Source organism: Devosia sp. (genome assembly GCF_028290625.1).
Lineage (GTDB): Bacteria > Pseudomonadota > Alphaproteobacteria > Rhizobiales > Devosiaceae > Devosia.
In genome coordinates this window covers 70,316-96,680 of sequence record NZ_JAQGJM010000044.1, presented here as the reverse complement: position 1 = coordinate 96,680, position 26,365 = coordinate 70,316, and the positions used below count along the sequence as shown (strand labels likewise).

Here is a 26,365-nt window from a genome sequence, read left to right as displayed (position 1 = left end):
ATGAACACGAGGCGCCGGTGCGCCGTGTCGCAGCACCCACGCCAGTAGCGGCAACGGGCGCGCGGGGTCTGCAGGATCGCCTGCGGGTGGCGGCCAAGAGCTACGTGACCCATGGCAATGCGGCGGTTGATAAGGACTGGGCCGAGTTTTAGTTCGGCCGGCCCGGCGTGGCACTTCGGGAGCGTCTTGCGGTCGGAACGTACGGCGCAGCACTTTGTGCGGAGGGCTTCATCCAAGGAACCGACCGAACCGGGCCGTCATCCGATCCGTCAGGTCGTGCTGGGTGCGGACCAGAAAGCGAGCGTCGACCTGGTGGCGCTGGGCCATTTCAGGACCTTTAGGCGCCACTTGGGCTATCAGGGCTTCAAGGAATTGCAGGTCCTGTTTCCCGGTTTGAGGCGTGCGCACAGGAGGGCGAACTGGGTGCTCGTACCGATCGCAGTGAATATGCCTTCCTGCGCGAGCTTGGTGTCCGAGACATCGCCTCTTAGCAGGACTCCAGCAATTCACCCAATGCTTCGCGGACGTCGTCGTCGATCAGCACCGCAATGGACACTTCTGATTTTCCAAGCATTGAAGTGCCTCTGCCTATCGTCCTCTGGATCGCGGCTTGGGCGAAATATGTCCTCGTCTGTCCGTCAGATCGACCCATATTTCCGCGCAGTCAGCCGCTGTGCCACGCGCCCCATATGGGCACCATTACCCCTCCACTCGGCATAGCTTGGTGTTTCCGTGAGCTGACCGATCCTTGAGGATAGGTCATTTGCTTACGTCGATATCAACTTTGGCTCGGGCGAACTATTCACGCGCCGACATCAAGCGCCCGCCTCTCATTTCGCCTAGAACTTGTAGTTGATGCCGGCGCGGATCAGGCCAAAGCGTTGGGTGGCGTCGATATTGCCGCCGGGAGCGGTGGTGTAGGTTTTGGCGCCGAGGTCGACATAGAGATATTCGGCCTTGATGGTGATGTTATCGGTCGCCGCGGCTTCGAGGCCCGCGCCGATGGTCCAGCCCAGATGAGTATTGGTCTGGGAGGTGACCACATTGGCAGGGTCGGTCAGGCTGACGGTGCTGTTGCCGAAGGCGATGCCTCCGGTGACGTAAGGCATGACGCGGTCGAAGGCCATGCCGGCGCGGGCGCGCACTGTGCCGAAGCCATCGACGCTGGCCTTGAGCGTGCCGGCCGCGCCGAGATCTTCGCTATGGCTGATCGAGGACCATTGTAGGTCGGCTTCGCCGCCGAGTACGAAGCCACCCATATCGGCATTGTAGCCGGCCTGGGCACCCAGGCCCCAGCCGTTGGTATTGCTCTCGGTGACAACGCCGCCGGCGGACGGCTCGCGGCTGAGCGTGCCGAAACCATAGCCGCCGTTGACGCCGGCGTAGAAGCCGGACCACTGGAAGGCGGAGGAGGAGCTATACATGCTGTCGACCGGCGAGGAGCCGTTCCAGCCAAGATCGGCGGCCTGGGCGGTGGCGGTCAGCAGGGCTGTGCTGGTCAGGGCCAGAACGAGTTTGCGCATCATGATTACCTCGGCGTGTACTTCGGCGCCAAAATGCAATGCGAAAATTAACGGACGGGTAAGGAACAAGGTTAACGACGCGGGTTATCGAGCCGGCGCCATCACAATATTTTGGGGAAGCTGTTTGGGTGGAGTGGTGCCCTCCGCCGGACTCGAACCGGCACACCTTGCGATATCTGATTTTGAGTCAGACGCGTCTACCATTCCGCCAGGAGGGCACGAGTGGTTGCATAGCGCAGGCAAAGCCGCGCCGCAACAGGCTGGCAACTGCAGAAGACGCAGAATTTATCGCGTCAGACCGGGCCGGGCTGATTGTCGATGCCGCGACGCTCGCGAATCTCGTCGGGCTCGAAGGGGGCGGCGTCGGGGTCGAAATATTGCCAGCCTTCCTGCTCGAAGCGGGCCCGGCGTTCGGCGATGTCGACCTGGTTGGCGGCGGCGAAGATGGCCTGCACTTCGCCTTGCCGGCTCTCGTCGGTGCGCACCGATACCACGCTGCCGCCGCGGCGCACGCCTTCGGCAAACACATGGGCGTCCTGTTCGTGAATGCCCGAACTGGTGAAGCCGCCAATGACACTGCCGGTCGCCCCGCCCACTGCGGCGCCCGCAACGGCGCCCACGGCGGTGGTGACCAGCCAGCCCGCGGCGACCACCGGGCCGATGCCGGGAATGGCGAGGGCGCCCAGCCCAGCCAAGAGGCCGCCGGCGCCGCCGAGCAGCGCGCCGATACCGGCGCCAGTCCCCGCACCCTCGGCAGAAATGCCGTCATCGGGGACGGTTTCGCCGACGGCGTCCTCGTAGGTGCTGACCACGAGGGAAACATCGTCACTGCCGAAACCGGCGGCTTCAAGCGCGCGCACGGCCTTGGCGGCGTCGGCATAATCGTCGAACAATGCGGTAATGGTTTTCATGATGTTGCTCCGCAAAACTCAGGCCCAAGAGGTGGGCCTTGTGAGGGGAACGGTCAAGGCTGGGCGATGTTCCGTCAGCCGCCGAGCGCCATGCGGAGCAGGAACACCATGATGACGCCCGTCGCCATGGCGGCGAACAGGTTGCGGGCTACAACGAACACCAGGGCGGTGGCGGCCGCAGCCAAGATCTCGGCGGTGCCGCCGGTGACGACGGCCGGGGCGACCAGCGAGGCCAGCACTGCGCCGGGAATGTGGCGCAGCCAGGCGGCGATGAAGCCGGTCTGGGGCAGCCTATTGGCCAGCAGCAGACCGCTGGCCTTGATGGCCACGGTGACCGCCAGCATGCCGGCGATGGCGAGGAGCGCTTCAGGACTGGTGAGCATAGCCACGCCGCCTTTCTGCAATCGCACCGGCGAAGCTACCGGCTATACCGCCGGTCAGGATGTACCAACTGCCGGGAATGAGCTTGGCCGAGATAATGGCCACGAGCGCCGCCACGAGCCAAGGCAGCAGGTCGGCTTTGCCCTTCCACATGCCGAGCAGCAGCGCGAGGAAGGTGGCGGTAAAGGCGAAGTCGAGGCCGTACTTGGTGGGGTCATCGATGGCGGAGCCGATGAGGCGGCCGAACACGGTCGCGACCATCCAAAAACACCAGACCGTGGTGCCGCCGCCAACGAGGAAGGCGATGGAGCCGCGGCCCTTGGCCATTTCGCCCACGGTCATCGCCCAGTTCTCGTCGCTGAGCAGCCACATGGCGGCGGCGCTGCGCTTTTCGGTGCCTGGGCGCACCAGCGGCCGCATGGTGGCGGTCAGCAGCAGGTAGCGCAGGTTGACGATCAGCGTGGCGAGGATAATCGGGCCGATGGGCAGGGTGGAGGGAGTTGCGGTCCACAGGTCGAGCGCCACGAACTGGGCGGAGCCGGCAAACACCAGTCCGCTCATCAGCATGACTTCAAGCAGGCTGAGGCCGGCTTGCTTGGCCAGCACGCCCCAGACCACCCCGTAGGCGGCCACCGAAATGGCGACGGGAATGCAGGCGCGGGCGCCAGCGAAGAAATGGTCGGCGGTCCAGGCGGGGGCGGCGGGATTTTGCATTGGTCCTGTCTAGCGCCCGGCGCGGCGTCGCGCAGCGGGAAAGTGCGCCTAGGGCCATGACAAGTGGTGATGCGCGCAATCGGCTCTAGTGATGAGGGGACGTGATCCTATTCGGGCGCGGTCGACGCTGACCTGAGCCGAGTTTCCAGCCAGTCGACCGCGAAAGCCACGATGGCGGGAGCCGGGACCAGAACCGAGGAAGCGGCGCCGATGGCCCCGCGTTTTCCGTTTCCGGTGGCGAGGAAGGCCTCCACGATCTCGGCGAAATAGTCCTCGGGCAGGCCGTCTGGCGAATGGGACGTGTCGAATTCTTCGAACCAGCGCCAGACGGTTTGGCCGTTGATCAGCATAGGGCTTTCGTAGCGGCGGATGCGCTTGTTGGGGAAGTCGGCCAGATGCTCGGCATGGTGCAGCAGCGTCATCTTGTCGAGCGGAGCGCCGATCAGCACGGTCTTGCCATTGGCGGCGACCAGCTTACTGAGGGGCGATTGCGTTCCATAGCCATAATCGAGGGCATGATCGGCGGTGAACCAGTCGGCGCGGCCGCCCAGCGCCGCCATTGAGGCGCCAGGATTGCGGCTGCGGCGAGCGCCAGGTGTGGTGCGCAGCAATTCGGGGAAGGCGCCATTGTCGCGTGTGGAACGGGATCGCGCCGGATCGAAGGGCGGGATATGCGCACGAAGACCTGGGTCTCCGAGGATGGTGTCCTCGCCCTGCCAATCGCAGTAGGCCAGCAGCGTACCGTCCGGGCCGATGACGTCGCCGATGGCTGCGATCAGCGCGTCGGGCCCGCCCAGGATGGGGCCGACCGAGCGCAGGGCGGCATGGGCCAAAACGCTATCGCCGCGTTCGAGGCCAAGCGCGGCGAGGTGTTCGGCTAGGACTTGGCGCGTCCACAAGGCCTAGCCTCGCGCGTAGGCGATCTTGCGTGGGGCTTCGGCGGCGACAGCGGTCTGGCGGTCGTCGTAAATGCTGCGGGCGTCGATGATCGAGCCATGATGTTCGGCCGACCAATCCCAGAGTGAGTTGATCGGGCCGGTCAGGGTCTTGCCCAGTTCGGTCAGGCCGTATTCGACGCGCGGCGGCACTTCGGGATAAATGGTGCGGGTGACGAGGCCATCGCGCTCCAGATTGCGCAGCGTCAGCGTCAGCATGCGCTGGGAGACGCCGTTGATCGAGCGCTTGAGCTCGTTGAAGCGGATGGTGCCGCTGCGCGACAGGATGCCCACCACCATCACGCTCCATTTGTCGCCGATGCGGTTCAGCACATCGGACATGGCCGTACAGTTGGAAGCCTGGGCAGTGTCTTTGAGGGACATGATCGATGCCTTGGGTTCAAGAGTGACTTGAACACCAATATAGTGATGGTTCCTATTCGTGCCTAGGGGGCAAATATGTTCTTTGGTGAGGCATTCCCGCGCGGACACGCTATCCTGAGCTTGGAGGCCGGAAGCAGGATGGGTGTCTGCACGGGAATGGTGGGGGTGCTACGCCGCCTTATGCTCGGCGGCGTGCAGGCCGAGGTAGAATTTGAGGTTATCGTCCTTGAGCCCGAGCGTTTGCATGACGCCGGCCATGAAGCTGACGGGCGCCGTCCCGGGCGCGGTGACGATTTTGCCGTCGACGACCGCCATGGGCTGGTCCTGGTAGTGGCTGGCGCCCGCATAGCCGGTCGGGGTCAGGTTGTCGGTGGAATTGCTGGTGTGGTTGACGCTGTCGAGCACGCCCGAGCGGGCTAGCGCCAGCGTGCCGTCGCAAATGCCGGCGACGGTCTTACCGGCATCGCGGGTGCGGCGCAGCAGGTCGGACAGGTCCGGTGCGCCCGGTTTGGCCCAGGCCTCGCCACCACAGACAACCAGGGCATCGAGCTGGGCCGGGTCGATATCGGCGGTGGCAAGGTCGGGCGTGACGCGCATGCCGCCGGCCGAGGTTACCGTTTGGCCGCCCTCGGTCGCGAAGTGGGTGTCGATCTTGTAATAGCTGTGGGACACGGCATTGAGCAGGGCGGTTTCCCAATCGGCGAAGCCGGGTGTGAGGATGGTAACGATCTTGGTCATGATGGCGCTCCTGTTTGGTTGTTGACCTCTGGGATAAACGCGCCGGCCGCCAAATCGTGTCAGCAGGGTTCAAAACCCTGTCAGCGTCGGGCTGCCGCATTGAGGTTAGGGCCTGCCACTGCTAAGAGATGGCCCGATTTCTGCGATTATTCCGGAGCCTGATCCTCGTGCAGCTTGCCCGTCAGCTTTGTGTTTTTGCCCTTGCGGCGTTTGTGAGTCTGTCCTCGATACTCGGGCTGGCGCGCGCCAATCCGATGCTGCTGGTGGATATGGACACACTCGAAGTGCTCTATGCCGACGATGCGGGCCTGCCCTGGCATCCGGCATCGTTGACCAAGCTGATGACCGCCTATGTGACCTTCGAGGAGATCGCCAAGGGGACGGTCACGCTGGATACGCCGGTGGTGCTGTCGCGCCATGCCATCAACCAGGCGCCCAGCAAGTCGGGCCTGCCGGTCGATAGCGCGATGACCATGAAGGACGCGCTCTATGTGATGCTGGTCAAGTCGGCCAATGACGTCGCCATGGCGATTGCCGAGACGGTGGGCGGCAGCGAGGCCGGCTTCGTCGTCAAGATGAACGACGCCGCGGCCCGCATGGGACTGACGGCGACGCACTTCGCCAATCCCAACGGGCTGGATGATCCCGAACAGCGCATGTCGGCGCGGGACCTGGCGGTGCTGGCGCTCTATATCCGCCAGACCTATCCGCAATATGATCCGATCTTTAGCACCCAGGCTGTGCAATTGGGCGGCAAGGTGCTGGAGTCCGAGAACAAGCTGCTGACCAGCTTTGCGGGCACGACCGGCATGAAGACCGGGTTCGTCTGTGCATCGGGGCTCAACATGGTGGCCACCGTCGAGCGCAATGGCCGCCGGCTGCTGGCCGTGGTGTTGGGCGCGTCGTCAGGCCGCGATCGCAATGAGCGGGCGGCTGAACTGGTGCTGCGCGGCTTTGCGGGTTCGGCCACCGATACCGGCCAATCGGTGTTAGGCCTGGTCAACAGCCCCGATGTGGCGCCGGCCAATATGCGCGCGCAAATCTGCGGCAAGGAAGCGGCCGTATACGTCAAGGCGCAGGAGGCGGCATTCCCGATGGGGATGAAAGGGCAGCCGAGCTATCTCAACGACGTGATCGCGGCCAACTCGTATCAGGCCACCAATCTGGGCCGGGTGCGGGCCGGCATCGTGCTGCCGCGGCCCCGGCCGCCCCACACCGCCACGTTCCCGGTGGCTGTCGCCGAGGACGTTGGCGTGACCGCCGATTTGCGTCTCGGATTGCCAGCGGATAACAGCGTGCCATTCCCGCGGACACGACCGAATTTTACGAACTAGGCTTTAACGATGGTGAAACGCATAGTTTCGCCATCCTGCGTCATGGCGCAGGCATGGCCGTTTTGGCGGCAATAGAGCGGAATATCGATCCTGGCGATCGGATCCGTGGCCAGCACCACGAGGGTGGTGCCGGCTTCTAGCGCCTCAAGGCGCTTTTCCATCTTGAGGACGGGCAGGGGGCATTTGAGCCCCCGCGCGTCGACCAGGTTCGGCTCAGTTGCCAAGGACGAGCACCCAGTAGACCCCATAGCTGCTGTCGGCGTTGAAGGCGGCGGCGACGCCGGCCTTCGTGGCATTGGCGGTCATACCGGCGGCGTCGGCGGGATTGTTGCGCCAGCCCGAGAAGGTTTCCGCAAAGGTGGCGTAGCCGGCGCTCAGCTTCATGGTGACGCCGCCGGGCGTCTTGGGCGCAACGCCGGTCAAGGCATATTGGTTGACCAGTGCCTGGGCCGTGCCGTCGAGGCCGCTATCGGGCGCCAGCGCCGGCAGGCCTTGGGTGGCGCGGTAGGCATTGACCATGCCGACGGCCTGGGCGCGATCGAGCGAGGTGTTGGGCTGGTCCATGCGGGCCGACAGGCCCGGAGCCAGCGCAATGCTGGTGCCGCCACCGCCCCCCATGCTGCAGGCGGCCAGCGTCGTGGCGAGAGCAATGGCCAGGACTGGCGCGGCGGCTGATCTGGAAAACGACAAAACGGACACTGGCAAATCCTTGCACTGACATAAGGGGGCAGGGGGGCGGCCTAGACGCTGATTGAACGCGATCCCAAACTTAGGAAAGAGCGTTCAAATCCTAAATATTTTGACAATTTTACTAAATTGCCGCCCTCAAGCCCGATGTGACTAACCGTCTCACTGCGGCGGTTCCATGACGCCTCAGTCGAATGTGCAGGACACCTTGCCGATCGTTTCGAATTCGACCGACAGGGTCTGCCCGGGCAGGACCTGCAGGATCGGCGACCATGAACCGGTGGTCACCACCTCGCCGGCATTGATCTGCTTGCCCTGGCTGGCCAGTTCGCGCGCCAGCAGCGCCACAGCTTCAAGCGGGTGGCCCAGAATGGCGCTGCCCTTGGCGGTGACAACGATCTCGCCGTTGATGCGGGCGGTCATCTGGACCTGATCCAGGCCGTCCCAATCGACTCGAATTGCTGGTCCGCAAATGGTGGCGACCTGCAGGCCAAAATCCGCAATGGCAATGATATCGCTATGCGGCGCGCCAAATGCCCGGCGGCCAAGCAGCCCGATCGTCGGCCGGCAGGCGACGATAGTCTCAGCGATGCTCTCGCGATCGATCTCGTCGCCCTTAAGCGGGAAACTGTTGCCGATGGTGAAGGCCAGCTCGCATTGGGCGCCGATAATGCCCTGTGGCAGGTGGACGTGGCCTGGCTCGTTGAAGAAATCGCGACTGGCAATGGGGCCAAAGATCGGCGCGTGCAGCCCCAATATGCTCTGGCAAGCCGGCGTCGTGCCGGCCATGGCATGGCCTTTGAGGTCGCTATTATAGGCGTCGAGCGCTGCGAGCTGGACTTCATCGGCGTCCAACCGCGACACGATGCCGGCGAAGGCCAGCCCAGATACGGTTCCCGATGCGCGGTTCCGCGCCAAGGCAATGGCAAGATCGTCGAGTGAATTTGCGTGCATGATAGTGACCTCCAGCGGCGCGGAAACAGACGCCGCGGCAGCCAGAAGTCAAATAAAAATGCCCCTATAGGCGGCGTATTTATGGCCGCGCCGAAAATTACTATGACGTTTTTATATCGTGGCGGTTTGGCTCCAATCGAAAAGCTATGCGGACCCTTCTATCTTCCTGTTGTGCCTGGGACCAACCGGTGCGCTCGAAGTGGCCAACACGCATGATGCGCCGCGCCCAGAGCCGCGCCTGCCCAGCATGATCGGTAGAAAGGATGATCAGCAATGTATTCCCGTTTTGGCATGAGCTACATCGCCGTGGAAGCCGCACAGGCCCGCATGCGTGCAGCCCAGCTCCAGGAGCACAACAACCAGAGGTCCGAGGCCCGCGCCGCTGTCCTTTCGGCAGCCCATGATGATGACGTCGGCGCGCTGTGGCGGATGGGTGCGGTCATCGTCGTGATCCTGGCGCTGGTCGGCACCTTCGCCTGGTTCGTCTGAACATTCGCATCAAGATCAACAAAGAAGAAAAGGCCTATTCCTATGGGCGAAGCATTTCGGCTCACACATCCTGCCTCGCGCGACAGCCGGTTCATGATTGGTCGGGACGCGCAGGGCCACTGGGTCGTGTGTGACGTGAAGGGACTGGTCGGCGGCATTTTCTTCGACCGGTCGGCAGCTATCCATTTCGCAGTCGCGGAAAGCGGCTACGCGCCGGGGGCGGTATGCTGTGCCCCCGATGATGCGGTGTTGACCATGGACCCGCTGTTCAAGCCAGTCCCGGTTCGGCGGTGGCCGCAAGGGGTCCACACGCCCTAGTCCTGACTTTTGCAATTTTGCCGGCGGCTGCATACGCCGACAAATAACCGAGGCCTCGACCTTGCCGCTCAACCCGGCAGGCCGGGGCCTCGTCATGTCGGGCCTCCCGCCAGGGCGATTCCATATATGAAATTCCTATAAAGCAGGCAGCCGCCCCGTCTCGAATTCCTATGCGGTTCGGGTCCAGTCTCCACTCGAAATCGAGGCGTCGACCTTCGCAGTCCAACCGGCGGCGGGGCGACGCAACAAGGAGACACACGGTCATGGACATCATCGTTTTGGGTATAGGGCTGGCGTTTTTCGCCCTGGCGCTGGGCTACGTCACAGCCTGCAACAAGCTGTAACCGGGAGAGCGACCATGCTTGTCGATTATATTCTGGGTGGCGGCGTGACGGTGTTCCTGCTGGCCTACCTCGTCTACGCCCTCGTTCGGCCTGAGCGCTTCTGAGCGCTGGCGAGAAAGATACAATCATGACCCTGATCGGATGGATTCAGATTGCCGTATTCTGCGGCATCATCATTTTGCTCGTCAAACCGCTCGGCGGTTACATGACGCGCGTCTACAACGGCGATCGCACCTGGCTGTCGCCGGTGATCGGCCCCATCGAGCGGTTGCTGTATCGCGCGAGCGGCACCAGCGAGAAAGAGGAACAGCACTGGACCACCTACGCGGCGGCCATGTTGTTGTTCAACCTCGCCGGTTTCATAGTGCTGTATTTCCTGCAGCGCTTCCAGGCGAGCCTGCCGTTCAATCCCGCAGGCATGGCCGATATTGGCCCCGAGCTCGCCTTCAATACGGCCACCAGCTTCGTCGCCAATACCAATTGGCAGAGCTATGGCGGCGAGACCACTATGAGCTATCTCACCCAGATGGCGGGCCTGACGGTTCAGAACTTCGTTTCGGCCGCCACCGGCATGGCCATCGCGCTGGCGGTTATCCGCGGCTTCTCGCGCAAATCGGTTAGCTCTCTGGGCAATTTCTGGGTCGATATGACCCGGTCCACCTTCTACATCCTGCTGCCGCTCTGCATCGTGCTGACGCTGGTCTATGTCTATCTTGGCGTTCCGCAGACGCTTGGTGCCTATGTCAACGCCACGACGATCGAGGGCGCCCAGCAGACCATCGCGGTCGGGCCAGTGGCCTCGCAACTGGCGATCAAGATGCTGGGCACCAATGGCGGCGGCTTCTTCAATGCCAATTCGGCCCATCCATTCGAAAATCCGGGCGCGCTGTCCAACCTGATCCAGATGGTGTCGATCTTTGCGATCGGCGCCGCTCTGACCAACGTGTTCGGCCGTATGGTCGGTAATCAGCGCCAGGGTTGGACGATCTTTGCCACCATGGGTGTGCTGTTCATCGTGGGCGTCGCGGTTTGCTATTGGGCCGAAGCGGCCGGCAATCCGCTGCTGCATGCACTCGGCCTCGAGGGCGGCAACATGGAGGGCAAGGAGGTCCGGTTCGGCATTCCGCTGTCGGCGCTGTTCGCGGTCATCACCACGGCGGCCTCGTGCGGGGCGGTCAATGCCATGCATGACAGCTTCATGGCGCTGGGCGGCATGATCCCGCTGATCAACATGATGCTCGGCGAAGTCATCATCGGCGGCGTCGGCGCGGGCTTCTACGGCATCATCCTGTTCATCGTCATCGCCATCTTCGTGGCGGGCCTGATGGTCGGCCGGACGCCCGAATACCTGGGCAAGAAGATCGAAGCCAAGGAGGTCAAGATGGCGATGCTCGCCGTGCTGTGCCTGCCGCTGGCCATGCTGGGGTTCACGGCCCTCTCGGCGGTGCTGCAGGTGGGCGTGTCCTCGATCTGGAATCCCGGGCCGCACGGCTTCTCGGAAATCCTCTACGCCTACACGTCCGCTGCCGCCAATAACGGCTCGGCCTTCGGCGGGCTCTCGGCCAACACCCCCTGGTACAACATCACCCTGGGGATCGGCATGCTGATGGGGCGGTTCCTCGTCATCATCCCGGCATTGGCCATCGCCGGCGCCTTGGCGGCCAAGAAGACGGTCCCTGCCTCGGGTGGCACGCTGCCGACAGATGGAACTCTGTTCGTCGGACTACTGCTGGGCGTGATCGTCATCGTTGGCGGGCTGACCTTCTTCCCGGCGCTGGCTCTAGGGCCGATCGTCGAGCACCTGGCGATGCTGGCGGGCCAGACCTTCTAGGCCATGGCTCATCAATCCTCGCGCCGGTTATCTGGCGCGGGGGCAGGCCGAACCGGTGCTTGCAGTTCTTTTGTCCCAATTACTCGCGGCGATCTGACAGATCGTTCCGCAGTCACCCACGCTGGAGTCTCTCATGAGCCAGTCCAAATCAACGAGCATTCTGGACCCTCGCATTCTCGTCCCCGCCTTGGGCGGCGCCTTCACGAAACTGGATCCGCGTACGCTGATCAAAAGCCCGGTAATGTTCGTCGTTGCCGTGGTTTCCGCTTTGACGACAGTTCTGCTGGTCAAAGATCTGGTGACGGGAGGCGAAAACCTCGGCTTTTCGTTCCAACTGACGATCTGGCTGTGGTTCACTGTCCTGTTTGCCAACTTCGCCGAGGCAGTTGCCGAGGGTCGAGGCAAGGCGCAGGCCGAGTCCCTGCGTCGGACTCGCACCGAAACCGAAGCCAAGCTGCTGTTGGGCGACGATCGTACCAAGTTCCGGCTGGTGCCCGGCAATAGCCTCAAGGTCGGCGACGTCGTTATCGTCGAGGCGGGTGACATTATCCCCTCCGATGGTGAAGTCATCGAAGGCGTGGCCTCGGTCAATGAAGCAGCCATTACGGGCGAGTCCGCCCCGGTGATCCGCGAGTCGGGTGGCGACCGCTCGGCGGTGACGGGTGGCACGCAAGTGCTCTCCGACTGGATCAAGGTGCGCATCACCGCTGCCGCGGGCTCGACCTTTATCGACCGGATGATTGCGCTGGTCGAAGGCGCCGAACGGCAGAAGACGCCGAACGAGATCGCGCTCAACATCCTCTTGGCCGGTCTCACGCTGATTTTCGTGCTGGCAACGGTCACGATTCCGTTCTTTGCCAGCTATGCGGGCGGCGCGGTGCCTGTGATCGTGCTGGTGGCTTTGTTCGTGACGCTGATCCCCACCACCATCGGCGCGCTCCTGTCGGCCATCGGCATTGCGGGCATGGATCGCCTGGTCCGGTTCAACGTGCTGGCCATGTCGGGCCGTGCGGTCGAGGCCGCGGGCGACGTCGATACGCTGCTGCTCGACAAGACTGGCACGATCACGCTGGGCAACCGGCAGGCCAGCGAGTTTCGTCCCGTCAAGGGCGTGACCGAGCAGGAACTGGCCGATGCCGCCCAACTCGCTTCGCTGGCCGACGAAACGCCCGAAGGGCGGTCCATCGTGGTGCTGGCCAAGGAGAAATACGGCATCCGCGAGCGCGACATGGCGAGCCTGCACGCCACCTTCGTGCCGTTCACCGCCCAGACGCGGATGAGCGGCGTCGATCTCGAAGGCTCCTCGATCCGCAAGGGCGCGGTCGATGCGGTGCTGGCCTATGTCAATCTATCGACGTCTGCCGGCGCCAGCCCAAAAGCCTCCAGCCAGACCATTGCCGACCTGCAGGCGATTGCCGACCAGATCGCCAAATCGGGCGGCACGCCGCTGGCCGTAGTGCGCGACGGCAAGCTGCTGGGCGTCGTCCACCTCAAGGACATCGTCAAGGGCGGCATCAAGGAGCGCTTTGCCGAACTGCGCCGCATGGGCATTCGTACGGTGATGATCACCGGCGACAATCCGATGACCGCGGCGGCGATTGCCGCTGAAGCGGGGGTGGACGATTTCCTGGCCCAAGCAACGCCGGAGAACAAGCTGGCGCTGATCCGCGAGGAGCAGGCCAAGGGCAAGCTCGTGGCCATGTGCGGCGATGGCACCAATGACGCTCCCGCTTTGGCGCAGGCCGATGTCGGTGTCGCGATGAATACCGGCACCGTGGCGGCGCGCGAAGCGGGCAACATGGTCGATCTCGACAGCGATCCGACCAAGCTCATCGAAATCGTCGGCATCGGCAAGCAGTTGCTGATGACGCGTGGGGCGCTGACCACGTTCTCGATCGCCAACGACATCGCCAAGTATTTCGCCATTATCCCGGCGATGTTCCTGGCCTTCTATCCGCAATTGTCCGGGCTCAACATCATGGGGCTGCACAGCCCGCAAAGCGCGATCCTGTCGGCCATCATCTTCAATGCGCTGATCATCGTGGCGCTGATCCCACTGTCGCTGCGGGGCGTCAAATATCGCCCCGTCGGCGCCGGGGCATTGCTTGGCCGCAACCTGCTCATCTACGGGCTCGGCGGCGTCATCGTGCCCTTCATCGCCATCAAGGCCATCGACCTGACCATCACCTCCATTGGCCTCATCTAGCGATGAGGCCGGTGGCCACACCATCTAACGCTCCGGCTCGCCACAAGCGGCCGACATTTCGGGACAAATCCGATGCTTAAGCAAATCCGGCCTGCGATCTTCATGATCGTCATCCTGACCATCATCACCGGCCTTATCTATCCTTTGGGCATGACGGGTCTCGCCCAGGCCATCTTTCCGCGCCAGGCCCAGGGCAGCCTGATCGAACAGGACGGGCAGGTGATCGGCTCCGAATTGATCGGGCAGGAGTTCACCCAGCCGCAATACTTCCATGGCCGGCCGTCTGCGGCGGGCGATGGCTACAACGCCGCCGCCTCAAGTGGCTCCAATCTGGGGCCGACCAGCAAGGCGCTGATCGAGCGCGTCACCACCGATGTGGCGGCGCTCAAGGCCGAGAATCCCGATGGGACGATCCCTATCGACCTGGTCACGACCTCGGCGAGCGGGCTTGATCCGCATATCTCGCCCGAAGCCGCTGCTTTCCAGGTCAAGCGCGTCGCCCAGGCCCGTGGCGTGGATGAGGCCACCATCCAGACCCTAGTCGATCAGCATGTCGAGGGCCCGCTGCTGGGCTTCATGGGCGAACCCGTAGTCAACGTGCTCGAACTGAACCTGGCTCTCGATAGCGCTTCGTTGAAGTGACACTATAGGGTCCGGACCTCGGCGCCCGGACCCAGACGACCAAGAAAAGAACAGGTCAATGCTCGACGACAACCGCAATTCCGATGGAAGGCCGTCTCCCGATGCGTTGCTGGAAGGCGCCGACCTGGAAACGCGCGGGCGCTTCAAGATCTTCCTGGGTGCGGCGCCCGGTGTAGGCAAGACCTATGAAATGCTGATGTCCGGTCGCGCCAAGCTGGCGGATGGCGTCGACGCCGTCATCGGCGTGGTGGAAACGCACGGACGCAAAGAGACCGAGGCGCTGGTCACTGGCTTCGAGATCGTACCGCGCGCCAGCGTGGACTATCGCGGGCAAAGCCTCGACGAGATGGATATCGACGCCATCCTGGCCCGCCGTCCCGACCTCGTGCTGGTGGATGAGCTGGCGCACACCAATGCGCCGGGGAGCCGCCATACCAAGCGCTATCTCGATGTCGAGGAAATCCTGGCAGCCGGTATCGATGTCTATACGACGCTCAATATCCAGCACGTGGAAAGCCTCAACGACGTGGTCGCCCAGATTACCGGCATCCGCGTGCGCGAGACGGTGCCCGATTCCATCGTCGATCGGGCCGACGACATCGAGATCATCGACGTCACGCCGCAGGACCTGATCAAGCGGCTGCATGACGGCAAGGTCTATCTGCCGACCACGGCCAAGCGCGCGGTCGAGAACTATTTCTCGCCCGGCAATCTGACGGCGCTGCGCGAATTGGCGCTGCGCCGCACTGCCCAGCGGGTGGACGATCAGTTGCTCACCCATATGCGTTCGCACGCCATTCCTGGGCCATGGGGCGCAGGCGAGCGGGTGGTGGTGTGTATCGATGAGGATCCGCGTGCCCCCTCGCTGGTGCGCTATGCGCGCCGGCAGGCGGAGCGGTTGCGGGCGCCGTGGCTGGCGCTGCATGTCGAGACAGCGCGCATCACCACGATGTCGGAGGAGGACAAGGATCGGCTGGCCGCGACCCTGCGGCTTGCCGAACAGCTCGGTGGGGAGGCGATCACCCTGCCGGGGCAGGATGTTGCCACCGAAATCGTGCGCTATGCCAACGCCAACAATGTCACCCATATCGTTATCGGCAAGCCGCGCAAGGCCCGGTGGCGGGAGTATTTCCAGGGCTCGGTCTCGCATGAGCTGATCCGGCTGGCGGGCGATATCAGCGTGCATGTCATCGCGGGCAGCGAGCAGGATGCCATCACGAGGCCGCGGGGCGTGGTGCTTGCCGAGCCCCGGCGCTACCAGGTCAAAGCCTATCTGTTCAGCATCGCCTGTGTGGGTGTGGCGCTGGGTTTTAGCCTGCTGCTCAATCGCGGGCTCAATGTCACCAATGTGGCTCCGGCGTTCCTGATGGCGGTGCTGGCCTCGGCCATTGTCGGGGGGCTGCGCCCGGCTCTCCTGGCATCGGTGCTCGGCGCGCTGGCGTTCAATTTCTTTTTCCTGGCGCCGCTCTACACGCTCAATGTCAGCGATCCCGAAAGCGTCATCGCGCTGGGATTTTTCTTCGGCGTGGCGGTGGTGGCCAGTAACCTGGCGTCGCGGGTGCAGCGGCAGGCATCGGCGGCCCGCCAGCGCGCCCGGACGACGGAAGACCTCTATCTGTTCAGCAAGAAACTGGCCGGCACCGGCACGCTGGATGACGTACTGTGGGCCACCGCCTTTCAGATCGCCTCGATGCTGAAATTGCGCGTGGTGCTGTTGCTGCCCGAGGGGGGCACGCTCAGCGTCAAGGCGGGTTATCCTCCCGATGATAGCCTGGTGGACGCCGATATCGCGGCCGCGAACTGGGCCTGGGACAACAATCACCCCGCCGGGCGCGGGGCCGACACGCTGCCGGGCGCCAAGCGGCTCTATCTGCCGCTGCGCACCGGTCGTAGTCCCGTCGGCGTCGTCGGTCTCGACAATGACAAGCAGGGGCCGCTGTTGACGCCCGAGCAGCAGCGACTGCTGGATGCGCTGATCGACCAGGCGGCGCTGGCCATCGAACGCATTCAACTGGTCGCCGATGTCGACCGGGCCAAGCTTGCCGCCGAGGCAGACCGGCTGCGCTCGGCTTTGCTCACCTCGATCTCGCACGACCTCAAGACCCCGCTCGCCTCGATCATGGGTGCGGCCGGCACCTTGCGCGATTATTCCACCTCCATTCCGGAGGCGGACCGCGTTGAATTATTGACGTCGGTCATCGACGAGTCCGAGCGCCTCAATCGCTTCATCGCCAACCTGCTGGATATGACGCGGCTCGAATCGGGCGCCATGGCGCCGAACTTCGCGCTGTACTTTGTCGGCGATATCGTCGGCACGGCCCTGCGGCGCGCGGCCAAAATCACCGCGCAGCATCTGACCCATGTCGACCTGCGGCCCGACCTGCCGATGCTGCGGCTCGATCCGGTGCTGTTCGAGCAGGTGCTGTTCAACCTACTGGATAACGCCGCCAAATACGCGCCGGAGGGGTCAACCATTCAGATCGTGGGCTGGACCGATAATGGCTCCGCGGTGCTGCAAATCATCGACGAGGGGCCCGGCATTCCGCCGGACGATCTCGACCGCATCTTCAACAGCTTCTACCGGGTACGCAAATCCGACCATATCCGGGCGGGAACCGGGCTCGGGCTCTCCATCTGCCGCGGTTTTGTCGAGGCGATGGGCGGCACGATCGTGGCGTCGAACCGGGCCGACCGGTCGGGGGCCATTTTCACCATCAGGCTGCCGGTTCCGACCGACACGCGCAAACTGGAAGAACTGCCATGACGTCATCCACGATAAAGATACTGGTGGTGGACGACGAGCCGCCGATCCGCAAGCTGCTGCGGGTGGGGCTGGGCACCGAAGGCTACACAATCCTTGAAGCCGGGAGCGGCAGGGAGGCGATCGAATTGCTGGCGCAAACGCGCCCCGACCTGATCTTGCTCGATCTTGGCCTGCCCGACATCCAGGGCCATGACCTGTTGGCCAAATGGCGCAACGAGTTGTTCGACTTGCCGATCCTGATCCTGTCGAGCCGGACCGATGAGGCGGGGATCGTCAAGGCGCTCGAATTGGGCGCCGACGACTATGTCACCAAACCGTTCGGCACCAAGGAACTGGTGGCGCGCATTCGAGTGGCCCTGCGCCACAGGTTGCAGCAGCAGGGCGAGCGGGCATTGTTCCAGACTGGCGAGCTCAGCGTCGATCTGGTCAAGCGCATCGTGAGGGTGGCGGGCAAGGAGGTGAAGCTGTCGCCCAAGGAGTATGACATTCTGCGCATCCTGGTGCAGCATGCCGGCAAGGTCCTGACCCACCAGCATCTGCTGAACCAGGTCTGGAGCGGTTCCACCGATGTGCAATATCTGCGCGTCTATGTCCGCCAACTCCGCCAGAAAATCGAACAGACGCCCGATATGCCACATTATATCATGACTGAGACCGGGGTAGGTTATCGCCTTCGGGAGGCCGACGAGGTTCCGCCGCCGCGTGCTACGGATGCTATATTGTGAGCCAGGCGCCAAACATGCCGATTTCTGAATTTTTGACGCCCGAGCATCTGCTTGTCGATCTCGCAGCTCCGTCCAAGCAAAGCGTTCTCGAAGCGCTGTCCACCAAGGCCGCCGCGTGGTCTGGCGTCGATGCCAATGTCATTTTCACCGCTCTCAACAATCGCGAGCAGTTGGGATCGACGGGCATGGGGCAGGGGATCGCCATCCCCCACGCCACCGTTGACGGCCTTGCCAGGCCCATGGGGTTGTTGGCGAGGCTGGCGCGTCCCGTCGACTTCGATGCCATCGATGAGGGCAAGGTCGACATTGTGTTCGTGCTGTTGATCCCGGCAAGCGATCGGGCTGCCGGCCTGAAGCTGCTGTCGACTGCTGCGCGAATTCTGCGCTCGGAGGAAACCAGGACGCTCATCCGCGCGGTCCCCGACGCGGGGGCGCTCTACGAAGCGATCGCCGCGGCGTACTGCGCGCAGTCTCCCGGCTGATCCTTGTCCCGGGTGTCGGGACCATGAATACCTGAGTCGGCTAAGCCATTGATATCACGTAGTCCACCAAAAAATCTTGAATCGGTTTGCCAAAGAATTCTGAGTCGATTTCGCGCCGAAACAAAGATTTCTGAGTCGGTAACTCTATGGCCAGTCTCCGCGTCTTCCGCGGACCCCAGACGGGTTCTGCTTATTAATGTTCAAAACGCTCCAGAACGACGGCCTCTGTCACTAGGACTTCCATTCGAGCAGTAGGGTACCTAGCACGGTCTGATTCATTCGATTTGATATAGTCATCCAGCGACTTGTTTGCAGACTGGCCGGCGCTTAGCGCTTTGCCAATGTCGGTGTAGTGGTTGACATCTCCGCGATGGAGAATGTGCGCTCGTTCGACACTCAATCGATACAGAAACTTATGTGGTTCGTGTTGCCATGCGCGGCGTGCCCATCCCTCATCAGCCCAAGCGTACAGAGCTCTAGATCGCACATCGCCCATGAGCTGCCTTAGTAGGATTTCCGTCTGTAGGTGTGCCCCATCAAGCGTCTGCAGGTGATCTCCTTCAGACTCTATCACACAGTGCGGATCGTACTTTCTTCTGTCTGTTCTCCACAGGATCGTATCCGACATCTGAACATCCCCTCAAACCAATCAACGCCCTCAAGTCGCTGGCAAAGCATCTACTACTGGACCGCCCGCCTCTAGAAAAATCCCTGGGTTATGCTGCCTGACCTCCGCCACAAAATTTCCGTGCATCAGGTCGCAACGGATCATCGAGCCCACGTACCTCAAGAACGACATGAGTTCCTTGTTGTCGCGATCGAATGCATTTTTCTCATTACTGGAAACTACCATGGCTATAGGGGCTTCCAAATCCAGTGAAAGAAGCAGTGTGGATCTTATCTGCCGGCGCTGTTCATCGGTAGTGAACTGGTATGAAGACTGACCTGCGTGAGTGTCGGGGATGATAGTTGGATGAGAGGAGGGTGCGCGGAGCAATTTCGTCACCTCATAGCCTTTCTCCACATAGAATTTCGGGTTGGTTTTGCGGGATGCCATGCTCCTTGCCACTGTGTCATGCTGGGAATCGTAGTAGCTGAAGAGCAAAGGCTGCTCCGCGTCGATAAACACGCAGAACTCAAGATGTGTGCCAGGTACCCAGCCAGACAATGTCTGTTCGGCAAACTGCAAGGTATTGGTTATCAATGACTTCGTAATTTCGAAGTGGGATTGCCCCTTCAGTGATTGATCGACAATCGCGCTGCGTTCCGTTGTCATTCGGTGCAGTCTATCGATCGGAAGGACTTCCCGATTAAGGAAATTTTGCTCTACCATCTTCTTGAAGATAAGTCCGCAACCGGCAAGCACTCCCGTATTGATCACCGTTGAAACGGCGGCCCCTTGGGAGAAGCCATTAATCATCGACCAGATGAGATAGCCCTCGAGCCCAAAAAGTGCTGCGGTTGCAACCATAAACAGGGCAAAAACTGACCGGCGCTGCCAGATACTCAGCATTACATGCACTCCAAAAACGCGGTCATTGCATCCATCTTGCATCGGGAATTGTCGATTCGGACGATGCTATCCTGTCGACTAAGTATCCATTTCTCATAAAGCGAAATCTGCGATGCTAAAGTGTCCGTTATCGCGGATGGATGCCCAGATGTAACCCTTCCTTCCAGCACCGCATCGCCTGGGTTGAGGTATAGTATCAAGTCGGGCTCCGGCGTGTTTGCAGAAACATCTTCACTGATTGCACGCAGGTCATCCATAGCATCAGCGGACAGCAAGCCAGACGACGAGTGCAGCTGGCAAAAAACATGGAAGTCCTCTCCGACACTTCGGTCGAAAACCACATTCCTGAAATCGTTCATCGCGGCCCATTGAGAACCTCGAGAACGCATTATGGATGCCTGCAGGGCCGCACAATACCGATGGGGATCAGCGGAAAACCCGGCGAAAATGTCCGGGTCGATAAATTCCGAAACCACACCCCAACCGCGGCTCCCCAACACCTCTGCCAACGAACTCTTCCCTGCCCCGGTTGGGCCAGATAGCCACACTATCAACGGCTGCACCTGTCGGTTGAATTCGGCGATCTCACAAATAGTAGAGGGTGATAAGTCATCGCGCGAACCTCACGACATACGATCGAAGACATCCGCGGCGTCGGCATCCTGATGCCAGGTCCTGGCCGAATCCGTTCCCAGGTGCAGCAGGGTCATGTCCAGCTCATGTCGCGTTGAGGTGACACACATTTCCTCAGCCGGCTCATCGAACCAAACGCCGGCAGGCTGCTTGACGCCGACCTTCATGTCCAGATCGTCTGGGCGGGTTCGGACCAGTGATGCTGGTGGCAGTTCGTACATGGTGTTTCGCGTGCGAATGAAGCGCCCTGACCGAAAAGCGGGGCCGCTTGCCTTGGCCCAGATCGCATAGTCGTCGTTGGAGACTATGAAAAGCGAGCGGCGGTTCGTGTACTCGAGCCAACGCAAGACCGCTGCCGTCAACGACACACCATACCTTATAGCACAGTCGCTCAAGTCATCGATTGTTGGCTTGGCATCCGGATGAATGCGGGCCCTGAAATCATGCAGCGGCATGAGCAGGTATGCAGCAAAAGTGTCGGCTTCCTTTTCGACGCCTTCGCCTTCTCTGCGCGACACTACGTCCTCGCCGCACCAAAACCCATCGGGGTATTCTTCCCGATGAAGAAGGTAGTGGCCAAGTTCATGGGCGACGGTGAAGCGCGCCCGTTCAGGTCGTTGGTTGTTGTTATAGAGTATACCCCAGGCCGTTGGGCGTTTCTCTCCTGGAACCAATGCACCTTCGAATCCATCAAGATCATCCGCATCGACCCGTTTAATGGGGGTCTCCGGGAACCGCTGGGCGGAATACTCCAGGGCCAGTTTCACAACGTCTACAGGATAACGCTCGGGTCCGTTGCCGTCCCGAGCGTCCAAAATTTTAGTAAGAAGGATTGCCCAACCTTCCGGCCCCATCAGTCATCCTCGTCGAGAGCCTTTGCCAGCTTGCGTAACCTTGCCCTGGCGTCTGGCGTCATCTGATTGTACTTGCGAAAGAATGCCTTATCCTCAGCCGTTTGCAAGTCGGCATCATCGGCACCCATCAGATAATCGCCAGTAACGTCTAAAGCCGCAGCAATCTTCGCTATCTTTTCGGCGGAAGGCCGAGGGGGATTCTTGTTTTCGAGTTCCCATATGTAGCTCTTGCTGGACTCGGTCAATGCGGCAAGCTGGTCGAGGGTCAGGCCCTTCTTCTTGCGTAGCGCGCGAATGCGTTCGCCGAACGGGGCTGTCATTATCGTCTCCGGGATGTGGCAAATCAAAAAGTTCGCTCTAGGCGCACCATAGCACCCTTGACAGGCGCATCAAGCGCCTTCATATGTTCGGACTAGACGCACTTAATGGACCGCTACTTCAACATGTAGGAATTTATCGATGACCAGGCTTACCTTCTTTCCTCTCGGCAACGCCGATACCACGCTTATCAGACTCGCGGACAACCAGTTGGTGCTGCTGGACTATGCAGACATGCGGGATCCGAGTGACCAGTTCGACGGACGTTGCGATCTGCCGGCAGCGTTGAGGAAGGAGATGAGCGAGGCCGGAAAGCTAGATTTTGCGGTCGTCTGTTTCACCCATCTGGACAATGATCATATCTGCGGTGCGAGCGACTTCTTTTGGCTGCAGCATTCGCAACTGTATCAGGGTAAGGGCCGTCCTAAGATCGATGAGCTCTGGGTCCCCGCCGGGGCGATCACGGAGACGAACCTGACGGGTAACGCGGCGGCTATCCGCAGGGAGGCCCGATATCGTCTGCTACAGGGCAGCGGTATCAAGGTGTTCTCCCGGCCCGAGCTGCTTGTAAGCTTCTTGGCTGCCAACGGTTTGACCTTGGAAAGCCGCAAGCACTGCATCGTGGATGCTGGCACCCTCGTTCCTGGTTTCAGCACGCAAGGGTCGGCAAAGGCTGAGTTCTTTGTCCATTGTCCTTTCGCTTGGCGCACGGACGAGCGCGGCCTGGAAGATCGCAACAAGGACTCTGTGGTCCTCCATGTCACGTTTAACGAAGACGGCGTAGAGACCAAGGCGCTGCTTGGGTCGGACGTCGAGTACGGAACTCTCTGTGAGATCGTCAAGACGTCGAAGAAGCATGGGAACGAGCATCGTCTCGAATGGGACGTGCTAAAGCTTTTCCACCACTGCTCATACAAGTCCATCGGTCCCGAAATCGGCGAGGACGAAACCGAATCCGTCGAGGAAACCAAGTGGCTTTTTGAGGATCAGTCGCGCGATGGCTGCATCATCGTGTCGCCGAGCAAGCCTATTCCTCGGCTAGGATCTGCAGAGGACGATGACGTACAGCCTCCGCATAGGCAAGCTGCGAACCACCACAAGCGTATCGTCCGGGAGCGGGGGGGTGAGTTCAAGGTAACCATGGAGACCCCCGATCACATCCGCCCGAAGCCATTTCGCGTCGATATCACCCCGTATGGTGCATCCATCAGCTTCATCAGTTCTGGGTCCACAAACCAGGCAATATCTACTCCGGTGAGGGGCGGCTAAAAATGCACCCGTGGATCGACGCCCATGCCATTGTTGATCTCGGGTCACTGACGCATTCGCTGGCCGCTAGCTTCGTGGACTACGTGAATGACAGCGCGGGCGGGGTCTATCAGCTTTTGGAAGCCCGAAGTTCAAACGGATTCGAACTGATTGTTGGCGTCATTCAAACGGAGCGTCCACAGCGCCCCGTAACGGATATCAAACGGGAAGAGACGATCGCGATCCTCTTTTTCCACGAAGATTTCCCGCCGTTGGTGCTGGCTCTCCGTGATGATTTTCCGGATACGCCGCACCAGTCTAGAATGCCCATGGGAATGCCGTTTGGCATTTGCGTGGACGACAGGCCTTGGGCAGAAGCGAAGACCACCTATACAGCGGCGGAACTCGGGTACCGGACGCTTCAATGGTTTCGTAAGGCGTCCCGCGGCGAACTACACGACGCCGCACAGCCGCTTGAGCCGTTCTTTTCACTCCAGTCAGGCTATGAGTTGATAATGCCGCGTTCCGCATGGTCCGGCACTGCGGATGAGCCCGTTGAGCTGAGTGGATATCCGGCGCACGCCGGTAGAGAAAAGATATTGACGCTGCTTCCTCCGGATGGAAAGCGTCAAGGGCTAGCGATAACTGTCCTTGCCTACGATCTTGCGGCTGAAACGATGTCGCGGATGAGACAGTCCCCTAGAACGCTTGCGGACCTTGCTGCAGAGCTTCTTCCACGTGGCGTGGACCTGGTGGAAGATCTGAAGAAAAGGATCAACGGTTGGTATAGCGACGACCAGCGTCGCGATGCGATCTTCCGTTCACGCCCTTGCGTTTTGCTGCGCATGCCGCTCATCAATCCTGTCACAGGCAAGGTCGAGGGAGTCGACGTGGTCGGCTTTATACCGGCAGAACAGATGATTGGTGACATAGGTGTTTGTCTTGGCACCTTTATCAAGGGAGAAGATGAAGCAACGGGGTACCACCCACGTTTTGTCCACGGCGAGGTCAAGCTCGCGGATTGCGAGGTCGTAGGTTGCTTGGTCCACTCAGCGTTCGATACGATATTAGCGAGACTTGTATCCGGGCGCGCCACCGCACTGACGGGCAAGGTCTTAGTTATTGGCGCCGGGGCCATAGGGTCATCTGTTGCTGAATCATTGGTCAGAGAAGGCGCGTTCGATGAGTGGACCGTGCTCGACGACGATACATTGCTTCCTCATAACCTCGCTCGCCACACGCTGACGTCGGCGCAAGTCAGCAGTCCGAAGGTCGATGCTCTAGGGAGACGGCTGAAGTCGATCCGGCCCGACATGATCGTTAATGGTTGCGACGAAAACTTTCTGAGCAAAATGTCGGAGGCAGCTACTGTCGAGATCAACTCGGCGAATGTCATTATTGACGCGTCGGCATCAGTTGCAGTCGCCAGACGTCTTAGCGATCTTCAAAGCCCAGCGAGGCGGTCATCGATATTCTTCAACCCGACCGGGACCGCTGCTGTGATGTTGGTCGAGGACAGCGAGCGCAGGTTCGATCTGAGGTTCCTGGAAGCGATCTACCATCGGACAATTCAAACTGAGCCAGCCCTTGCCGAACATTTGGTCGACGGCAAGACGATCCGCTACACAGGGGCCTGTAGGATGCTCACAAGCCGTATTCCCGCATCGCGAGTACAGGTTCTTTCCGGTCTGGTGGCCGGTGGTCTGAGTTCCGCCCTAGCAGACCCGCATGCCACAGTCAAAATTTGGACTTTGGATGCTGAAGGAAGCGTCACGACGATCACGTCCGCTGTGGATGGTACCATCGATCATGCTCTCGATTGGACCGTCCGTATGCCAGGGTCACTATCTAGGGAATTGGTCGACATAAGGTCATCGAGGTTGCCCAATGAAACCGGAGGAGCGCTGCTTGGTATCGTGGACGCTGCGGCCAAGAGGATCGACTTGGTGGCGGCGCTGCCGGCTCCTAACGATAGTAAGGAAGCACCGACCGAATTCATACGCGGGACTGTGGGACTGCGCCAAGTGGTCGAGAAAGCCGTTGAACGTTCCGCATCTCAGGTGAGATATGTGGGCGAATGGCATTCCCACCCTAGAGGCAGTTCAAGCCAGCCCAGCGGGATCGACATGCAGCAGTTGGCTTGGCTAAGCACGACGATGGCAGCTGACGGCATGCCGGGCGTGATGTTCATCGTCGGCGAGAACGACGCCCGGCATCTGATCGGAACAATCGAGAATGGATGAGATCCGCGTTATGGAAGGCGCAGAGACCCTCCGTCTTGGGCTAGCCCTTTCCGGGGGTGGCACGCGTGCTGCATGCTTTCACCTTGGGCTGCTGCTTCGACTGGCCCGCCAAGGTCTGTTGGAGAATGTCTCCGCTGTTTCTACGGTTTCGGGTGGCAGCTTGGCAATCGCTGCAGTTTTTTCTGAGAACGGTAACCGGTGGCCGAGCTCTGTCGAGTATGAGCAGACTGTGTACCCCGCACTTCGGACCAAGTTTACCAAGACCGACTTGTTTAGCATCGCAGCATTAGTGTCGCCCCGCTCATTGATCCGGTACAATGCGAGGCTGATAAATCGTCGCGCGCACATTTTGGCAGATAGGCTGCGAACCGTGTGGGGCATAACCGGCAAGCTCGCGGATCTGCCTGCTACGCCCAAGTGGTGGATCAATGCAGCGTCGATACGAAGTGGCAAGAACTGGCGCTTTAGTAAGGGCGAAATGGGCGACTGGAAGTTTGGCCGGCACTATTCGCCTGACGTGCTTATTGCTGACGCAGCCGCAGCGTCTGCCGCAGTTCCCTATGCCATCGGTGCCCTACATCTCCCGGTGCCTGCCGGGGGCTGGTATCAGACGGATCCTGCGACCGGGAAGCCTGTTCAATCGGTGACCCAGACGCTGACGACCTTGCCTATCTGGGACGGGGGTGCTTACGACAATCTTGGTCTGGAAGTGCTAGTCAAGGTCGGACGTCAATCGCCGGACTGGGACTTCCTGATCTGTAGTGACGCCTCAGGCGTACTAGGCCCCCCGGCACGAGGGTTTCTGGCCAATCTCCTGCGGGGCAATCTCGTTACCCCGAGGTTGTTCGACTTGATGGGCGACCAGGTGAGAAGTCTCAGGTCGCGCATGCTGATGCGCGAATTCTCAAGAGGTGAGGTGCGTGGCCTAATAGTGCGGATGGGCAACTCCGTACGCGATATCGACCTCAAGTCAGGGCGTGTCCGGCAACACGATGAATATCATAGGTTTCAGACTGACCAGGAAGCTTCCGTTGCCGTCGCGCATCCCACCGCGCTGAACCGGCTTTCCCCCTTGGAGTTCGAGAGAATAGTCCGACATGGCTTTGAGGTGTCAGATGCATCACTCGCAGCTCATGCTGGTAGCGAATTTGACCAAAGCTTTATGTGGGACGCTGCTTAAACACGTAGTGCCCG

General features: G+C 61.1%; 27 protein-coding genes and 1 tRNA gene. 13 read left to right on the top strand and 15 right to left on the bottom strand.

Annotation, left to right across the window (positions count from 1 at the left end; translation table 11 throughout):
- Window positions 1-839: 839 nt before the first annotated feature.
- From JWR51_RS23215 to JWR51_RS23180, 8 genes are all read right to left on the bottom strand, one after another.
- Window positions 840-1,526: an outer membrane protein gene (locus JWR51_RS23215; protein WP_299753375.1), complete on the bottom strand. Its 687-nt coding sequence runs from the start codon at window positions 1,524-1,526 to the stop codon at window positions 840-842.
- 131 nt (window positions 1,527-1,657) lie between these two features.
- Window positions 1,658-1,741, bottom strand: a tRNA-Leu gene (locus JWR51_RS23210).
- A 75-nt stretch (window positions 1,742-1,816) separates the two neighbouring features.
- On the bottom strand, window positions 1,817-2,434 hold the full coding sequence (locus JWR51_RS23205) for a hypothetical protein (protein WP_299753373.1): 618 nt from the start codon (window positions 2,432-2,434) through the stop codon (window positions 1,817-1,819).
- A 74-nt stretch (window positions 2,435-2,508) separates the two neighbouring features.
- On the bottom strand, window positions 2,509-2,817 hold the full coding sequence (locus JWR51_RS23200) for an AzlD domain-containing protein (RefSeq protein WP_299753371.1): 309 nt from the start codon (window positions 2,815-2,817) through the stop codon (window positions 2,509-2,511).
- Complete coding sequence (locus tag JWR51_RS23195; RefSeq protein WP_299753369.1) at window positions 2,801-3,529, bottom strand: AzlC family ABC transporter permease; 729 nt, start codon at window positions 3,527-3,529, stop codon at window positions 2,801-2,803. Before JWR51_RS23195 ends, JWR51_RS23200 begins: the two co-directional genes overlap by 17 nt.
- 107 nt (window positions 3,530-3,636) lie before the next feature.
- A complete protein-coding gene (gene aac(3), locus JWR51_RS23190; RefSeq protein ID WP_299753367.1) occupies window positions 3,637-4,428 on the bottom strand; it encodes an aminoglycoside 3-N-acetyltransferase in 792 nt (263 codons plus the stop codon).
- A gap of 3 nt (window positions 4,429-4,431) precedes the next feature.
- Window positions 4,432-4,848 carry a helix-turn-helix domain-containing protein gene (locus JWR51_RS23185; protein ID WP_299725112.1) on the bottom strand — a complete coding sequence of 139 codons (417 nt, stop codon included), beginning with the start codon at window positions 4,846-4,848 and terminating at the stop codon, window positions 4,432-4,434.
- Window positions 4,849-5,016: 168 nt separating this feature from the next.
- The gene (locus tag JWR51_RS23180; protein WP_299753365.1) at window positions 5,017-5,586 is read right to left on the bottom strand and encodes a DJ-1/PfpI family protein; all 570 of its coding nucleotides are present in this window, start codon (window positions 5,584-5,586) and stop codon (window positions 5,017-5,019) included.
- Between the two features lie 167 nt (window positions 5,587-5,753).
- Here JWR51_RS23180 and JWR51_RS23175 point away from each other — a divergent pair, with 167 nt between their 5' ends.
- The gene (locus JWR51_RS23175; RefSeq protein ID WP_299753363.1) at window positions 5,754-6,920 is read left to right on the top strand and encodes a D-alanyl-D-alanine carboxypeptidase family protein; all 1,167 of its coding nucleotides are present in this window, start codon (window positions 5,754-5,756) and stop codon (window positions 6,918-6,920) included.
- On the opposite strand, the gene JWR51_RS23170 is transcribed toward JWR51_RS23175, so the two are convergent.
- The 3 genes from JWR51_RS23170 to JWR51_RS23160 all read right to left on the bottom strand — a co-directional run bounded on the left by JWR51_RS23170 (window position 6,917) and on the right by JWR51_RS23160 (window position 8,561).
- Window positions 6,917-7,144: a sulfurtransferase TusA family protein gene (locus JWR51_RS23170; protein WP_299753361.1), complete on the bottom strand. Its 228-nt coding sequence runs from the start codon at window positions 7,142-7,144 to the stop codon at window positions 6,917-6,919. The two genes, JWR51_RS23175 and JWR51_RS23170, sit on opposite strands and share 4 nt — an antisense overlap.
- On the bottom strand, window positions 7,134-7,619 hold the full coding sequence (locus JWR51_RS23165; RefSeq protein ID WP_299753359.1) for a CAP domain-containing protein: 486 nt from the start codon (window positions 7,617-7,619) through the stop codon (window positions 7,134-7,136). Before JWR51_RS23165 ends, JWR51_RS23170 begins: the two co-directional genes overlap by 11 nt.
- Before the next feature lie 174 nt (window positions 7,620-7,793).
- A complete protein-coding gene (locus tag JWR51_RS23160; RefSeq protein WP_299753357.1) occupies window positions 7,794-8,561 on the bottom strand; it encodes a fumarylacetoacetate hydrolase family protein in 768 nt (255 codons plus the stop codon).
- Between the two features lie 273 nt (window positions 8,562-8,834).
- On the opposite strand from JWR51_RS23160, the gene JWR51_RS23155 reads away from it, so the two are divergent.
- From JWR51_RS23155 to JWR51_RS23115, 9 genes are all read left to right on the top strand, one after another.
- Entirely contained in the window at window positions 8,835-9,050 is a 216-nt protein-coding gene (locus JWR51_RS23155; protein ID WP_299753355.1) for a hypothetical protein, read from the top strand.
- A gap of 93 nt (window positions 9,051-9,143) precedes the next feature.
- Window positions 9,144-9,368 (top strand): hypothetical protein, encoded by a 225-nt coding sequence (locus JWR51_RS23150; protein WP_299753353.1) that lies wholly within the window; start codon window positions 9,144-9,146, stop codon window positions 9,366-9,368.
- A 358-nt stretch (window positions 9,369-9,726) separates the two neighbouring features.
- Window positions 9,727-9,816: a K(+)-transporting ATPase subunit F gene (gene kdpF, locus JWR51_RS23145; protein WP_299725096.1), complete on the top strand. Its 90-nt coding sequence runs from the start codon at window positions 9,727-9,729 to the stop codon at window positions 9,814-9,816.
- 23 nt (window positions 9,817-9,839) lie between these two features.
- Window positions 9,840-11,543 (top strand): potassium-transporting ATPase subunit KdpA, encoded by a 1,704-nt coding sequence (gene kdpA / locus JWR51_RS23140; protein WP_299753351.1) that lies wholly within the window; start codon window positions 9,840-9,842, stop codon window positions 11,541-11,543.
- 133 nt (window positions 11,544-11,676) lie between these two features.
- Window positions 11,677-13,749 (top strand): potassium-transporting ATPase subunit KdpB, encoded by a 2,073-nt coding sequence (gene kdpB / locus JWR51_RS23135; protein ID WP_299753349.1) that lies wholly within the window; start codon window positions 11,677-11,679, stop codon window positions 13,747-13,749.
- 72 nt (window positions 13,750-13,821) lie between these two features.
- Window positions 13,822-14,391 carry a potassium-transporting ATPase subunit KdpC gene (gene kdpC, locus JWR51_RS23130; protein WP_299753347.1) on the top strand — a complete coding sequence of 190 codons (570 nt, stop codon included), beginning with the start codon at window positions 13,822-13,824 and terminating at the stop codon, window positions 14,389-14,391.
- Window positions 14,392-14,449: 58 nt separating this feature from the next.
- Window positions 14,450-17,155: a sensor histidine kinase KdpD gene (locus tag JWR51_RS23125; protein WP_299753345.1), complete on the top strand. Its 2,706-nt coding sequence runs from the start codon at window positions 14,450-14,452 to the stop codon at window positions 17,153-17,155.
- Entirely contained in the window at window positions 17,152-17,880 is a 729-nt protein-coding gene (locus JWR51_RS23120) for a response regulator transcription factor (protein ID WP_299753343.1), read from the top strand. Before JWR51_RS23125 ends, JWR51_RS23120 begins: the two co-directional genes overlap by 4 nt.
- 14 nt (window positions 17,881-17,894) lie before the next feature.
- The gene (locus JWR51_RS23115) at window positions 17,895-18,362 is read left to right on the top strand and encodes a PTS sugar transporter subunit IIA (RefSeq protein WP_299753341.1); all 468 of its coding nucleotides are present in this window, start codon (window positions 17,895-17,897) and stop codon (window positions 18,360-18,362) included.
- A 658-nt stretch (window positions 18,363-19,020) separates the two neighbouring features.
- On the opposite strand, the gene JWR51_RS23110 is transcribed toward JWR51_RS23115, so the two are convergent.
- The 4 genes from JWR51_RS23110 to JWR51_RS23095 form a co-directional block, all read right to left on the bottom strand.
- Window positions 19,021-19,875, bottom strand: coding sequence for a hypothetical protein (locus JWR51_RS23110; RefSeq protein WP_299753339.1), 855 nt, complete (start codon window positions 19,873-19,875; stop codon window positions 19,021-19,023).
- Window positions 19,875-20,423 (bottom strand): deoxynucleoside kinase, encoded by a 549-nt coding sequence (locus JWR51_RS23105; RefSeq protein WP_299753379.1) that lies wholly within the window; start codon window positions 20,421-20,423, stop codon window positions 19,875-19,877. Before JWR51_RS23105 ends, JWR51_RS23110 begins: the two co-directional genes overlap by 1 nt.
- A gap of 75 nt (window positions 20,424-20,498) precedes the next feature.
- Entirely contained in the window at window positions 20,499-21,275 is a 777-nt protein-coding gene (locus JWR51_RS23100) for an ImmA/IrrE family metallo-endopeptidase (RefSeq protein ID WP_299753337.1), read from the bottom strand.
- A gap of 86 nt (window positions 21,276-21,361) precedes the next feature.
- Window positions 21,362-21,682 carry a helix-turn-helix domain-containing protein gene (locus tag JWR51_RS23095; RefSeq protein ID WP_299753336.1) on the bottom strand — a complete coding sequence of 107 codons (321 nt, stop codon included), beginning with the start codon at window positions 21,680-21,682 and terminating at the stop codon, window positions 21,362-21,364.
- A gap of 139 nt (window positions 21,683-21,821) precedes the next feature.
- Here JWR51_RS23095 and JWR51_RS23090 point away from each other — a divergent pair, with 139 nt between their 5' ends.
- Genes JWR51_RS23090 through JWR51_RS23080 form a run of 3 tightly spaced genes read left to right on the top strand, consistent with a single transcriptional unit; the run spans window position 21,822 to window position 26,351 of the window.
- Window positions 21,822-22,949: a hypothetical protein gene (locus JWR51_RS23090; protein WP_299753334.1), complete on the top strand. Its 1,128-nt coding sequence runs from the start codon at window positions 21,822-21,824 to the stop codon at window positions 22,947-22,949.
- 2 nt (window positions 22,950-22,951) lie between these two features.
- Complete coding sequence (locus JWR51_RS23085) at window positions 22,952-25,171, top strand: ThiF family adenylyltransferase (protein WP_299753332.1); 2,220 nt, start codon at window positions 22,952-22,954, stop codon at window positions 25,169-25,171.
- Window positions 25,164-26,351, top strand: a complete 1,188-nt coding sequence (locus JWR51_RS23080) for a patatin-like phospholipase family protein (RefSeq protein WP_299753331.1) — start codon at window positions 25,164-25,166, stop codon at window positions 26,349-26,351. The genes JWR51_RS23085 and JWR51_RS23080 overlap by 8 nt, the downstream gene beginning before the upstream one ends.
- The last annotated feature ends 14 nt before the right edge of the window (window positions 26,352-26,365 follow it).

What these genes read in the sequence shown, in the direction of transcription:
- JWR51_RS23215 (WP_299753375.1), bottom strand. Translation starts at nt 1,526, where the DNA reads ATGATGCGCAAACTCGTTCTGGCCCTGACCAGCACAGCCCTGCTGACC.
- JWR51_RS23205 (WP_299753373.1), bottom strand. Translation starts at nt 2,434, where the DNA reads ATGAAAACCATTACCGCATTGTTCGACGATTATGCCGACGCCGCCAAG.
- JWR51_RS23200 (WP_299753371.1), bottom strand. Translation starts at nt 2,817, where the DNA reads ATGCTCACCAGTCCTGAAGCGCTCCTCGCCATCGCCGGCATGCTGGCG.
- JWR51_RS23195 (WP_299753369.1), bottom strand. Translation starts at nt 3,529, where the DNA reads ATGCAAAATCCCGCCGCCCCCGCCTGGACCGCCGACCATTTCTTCGCT.
- JWR51_RS23185 (WP_299725112.1), bottom strand. Translation starts at nt 4,848, where the DNA reads ATGTCCCTCAAAGACACTGCCCAGGCTTCCAACTGTACGGCCATGTCC.
- JWR51_RS23180 (WP_299753365.1), bottom strand. Translation starts at nt 5,586, where the DNA reads ATGACCAAGATCGTTACCATCCTCACACCCGGCTTCGCCGATTGGGAA.
- JWR51_RS23160 (WP_299753357.1), bottom strand. Translation starts at nt 8,561, where the DNA reads ATGCACGCAAATTCACTCGACGATCTTGCCATTGCCTTGGCGCGGAAC.
- JWR51_RS23155 (WP_299753355.1), top strand. Translation starts at nt 8,835, where the DNA reads ATGTATTCCCGTTTTGGCATGAGCTACATCGCCGTGGAAGCCGCACAG.
- JWR51_RS23150 (WP_299753353.1), top strand. Translation starts at nt 9,144, where the DNA reads ATGATTGGTCGGGACGCGCAGGGCCACTGGGTCGTGTGTGACGTGAAG.
- kdpF (WP_299725096.1), top strand. Translation starts at nt 9,727, where the DNA reads ATGCTTGTCGATTATATTCTGGGTGGCGGCGTGACGGTGTTCCTGCTG.
- kdpA (WP_299753351.1), top strand. Translation starts at nt 9,840, where the DNA reads ATGACCCTGATCGGATGGATTCAGATTGCCGTATTCTGCGGCATCATC.
- kdpB (WP_299753349.1), top strand. Translation starts at nt 11,677, where the DNA reads ATGAGCCAGTCCAAATCAACGAGCATTCTGGACCCTCGCATTCTCGTC.
- kdpC (WP_299753347.1), top strand. Translation starts at nt 13,822, where the DNA reads ATGCTTAAGCAAATCCGGCCTGCGATCTTCATGATCGTCATCCTGACC.
- JWR51_RS23125 (WP_299753345.1), top strand. Translation starts at nt 14,450, where the DNA reads ATGCTCGACGACAACCGCAATTCCGATGGAAGGCCGTCTCCCGATGCG.
- JWR51_RS23120 (WP_299753343.1), top strand. Translation starts at nt 17,152, where the DNA reads ATGACGTCATCCACGATAAAGATACTGGTGGTGGACGACGAGCCGCCG.
- JWR51_RS23115 (WP_299753341.1), top strand. Translation starts at nt 17,895, where the DNA reads ATGCCGATTTCTGAATTTTTGACGCCCGAGCATCTGCTTGTCGATCTC.
- JWR51_RS23110 (WP_299753339.1), bottom strand. Translation starts at nt 19,875, where the DNA reads ATGCTGAGTATCTGGCAGCGCCGGTCAGTTTTTGCCCTGTTTATGGTT.
- JWR51_RS23095 (WP_299753336.1), bottom strand. Translation starts at nt 21,682, where the DNA reads ATGACAGCCCCGTTCGGCGAACGCATTCGCGCGCTACGCAAGAAGAAG.
- JWR51_RS23090 (WP_299753334.1), top strand. Translation starts at nt 21,822, where the DNA reads ATGACCAGGCTTACCTTCTTTCCTCTCGGCAACGCCGATACCACGCTT.
- JWR51_RS23085 (WP_299753332.1), top strand. Translation starts at nt 22,952, where the DNA reads ATGCACCCGTGGATCGACGCCCATGCCATTGTTGATCTCGGGTCACTG.
- JWR51_RS23080 (WP_299753331.1), top strand. Translation starts at nt 25,164, where the DNA reads ATGGATGAGATCCGCGTTATGGAAGGCGCAGAGACCCTCCGTCTTGGG.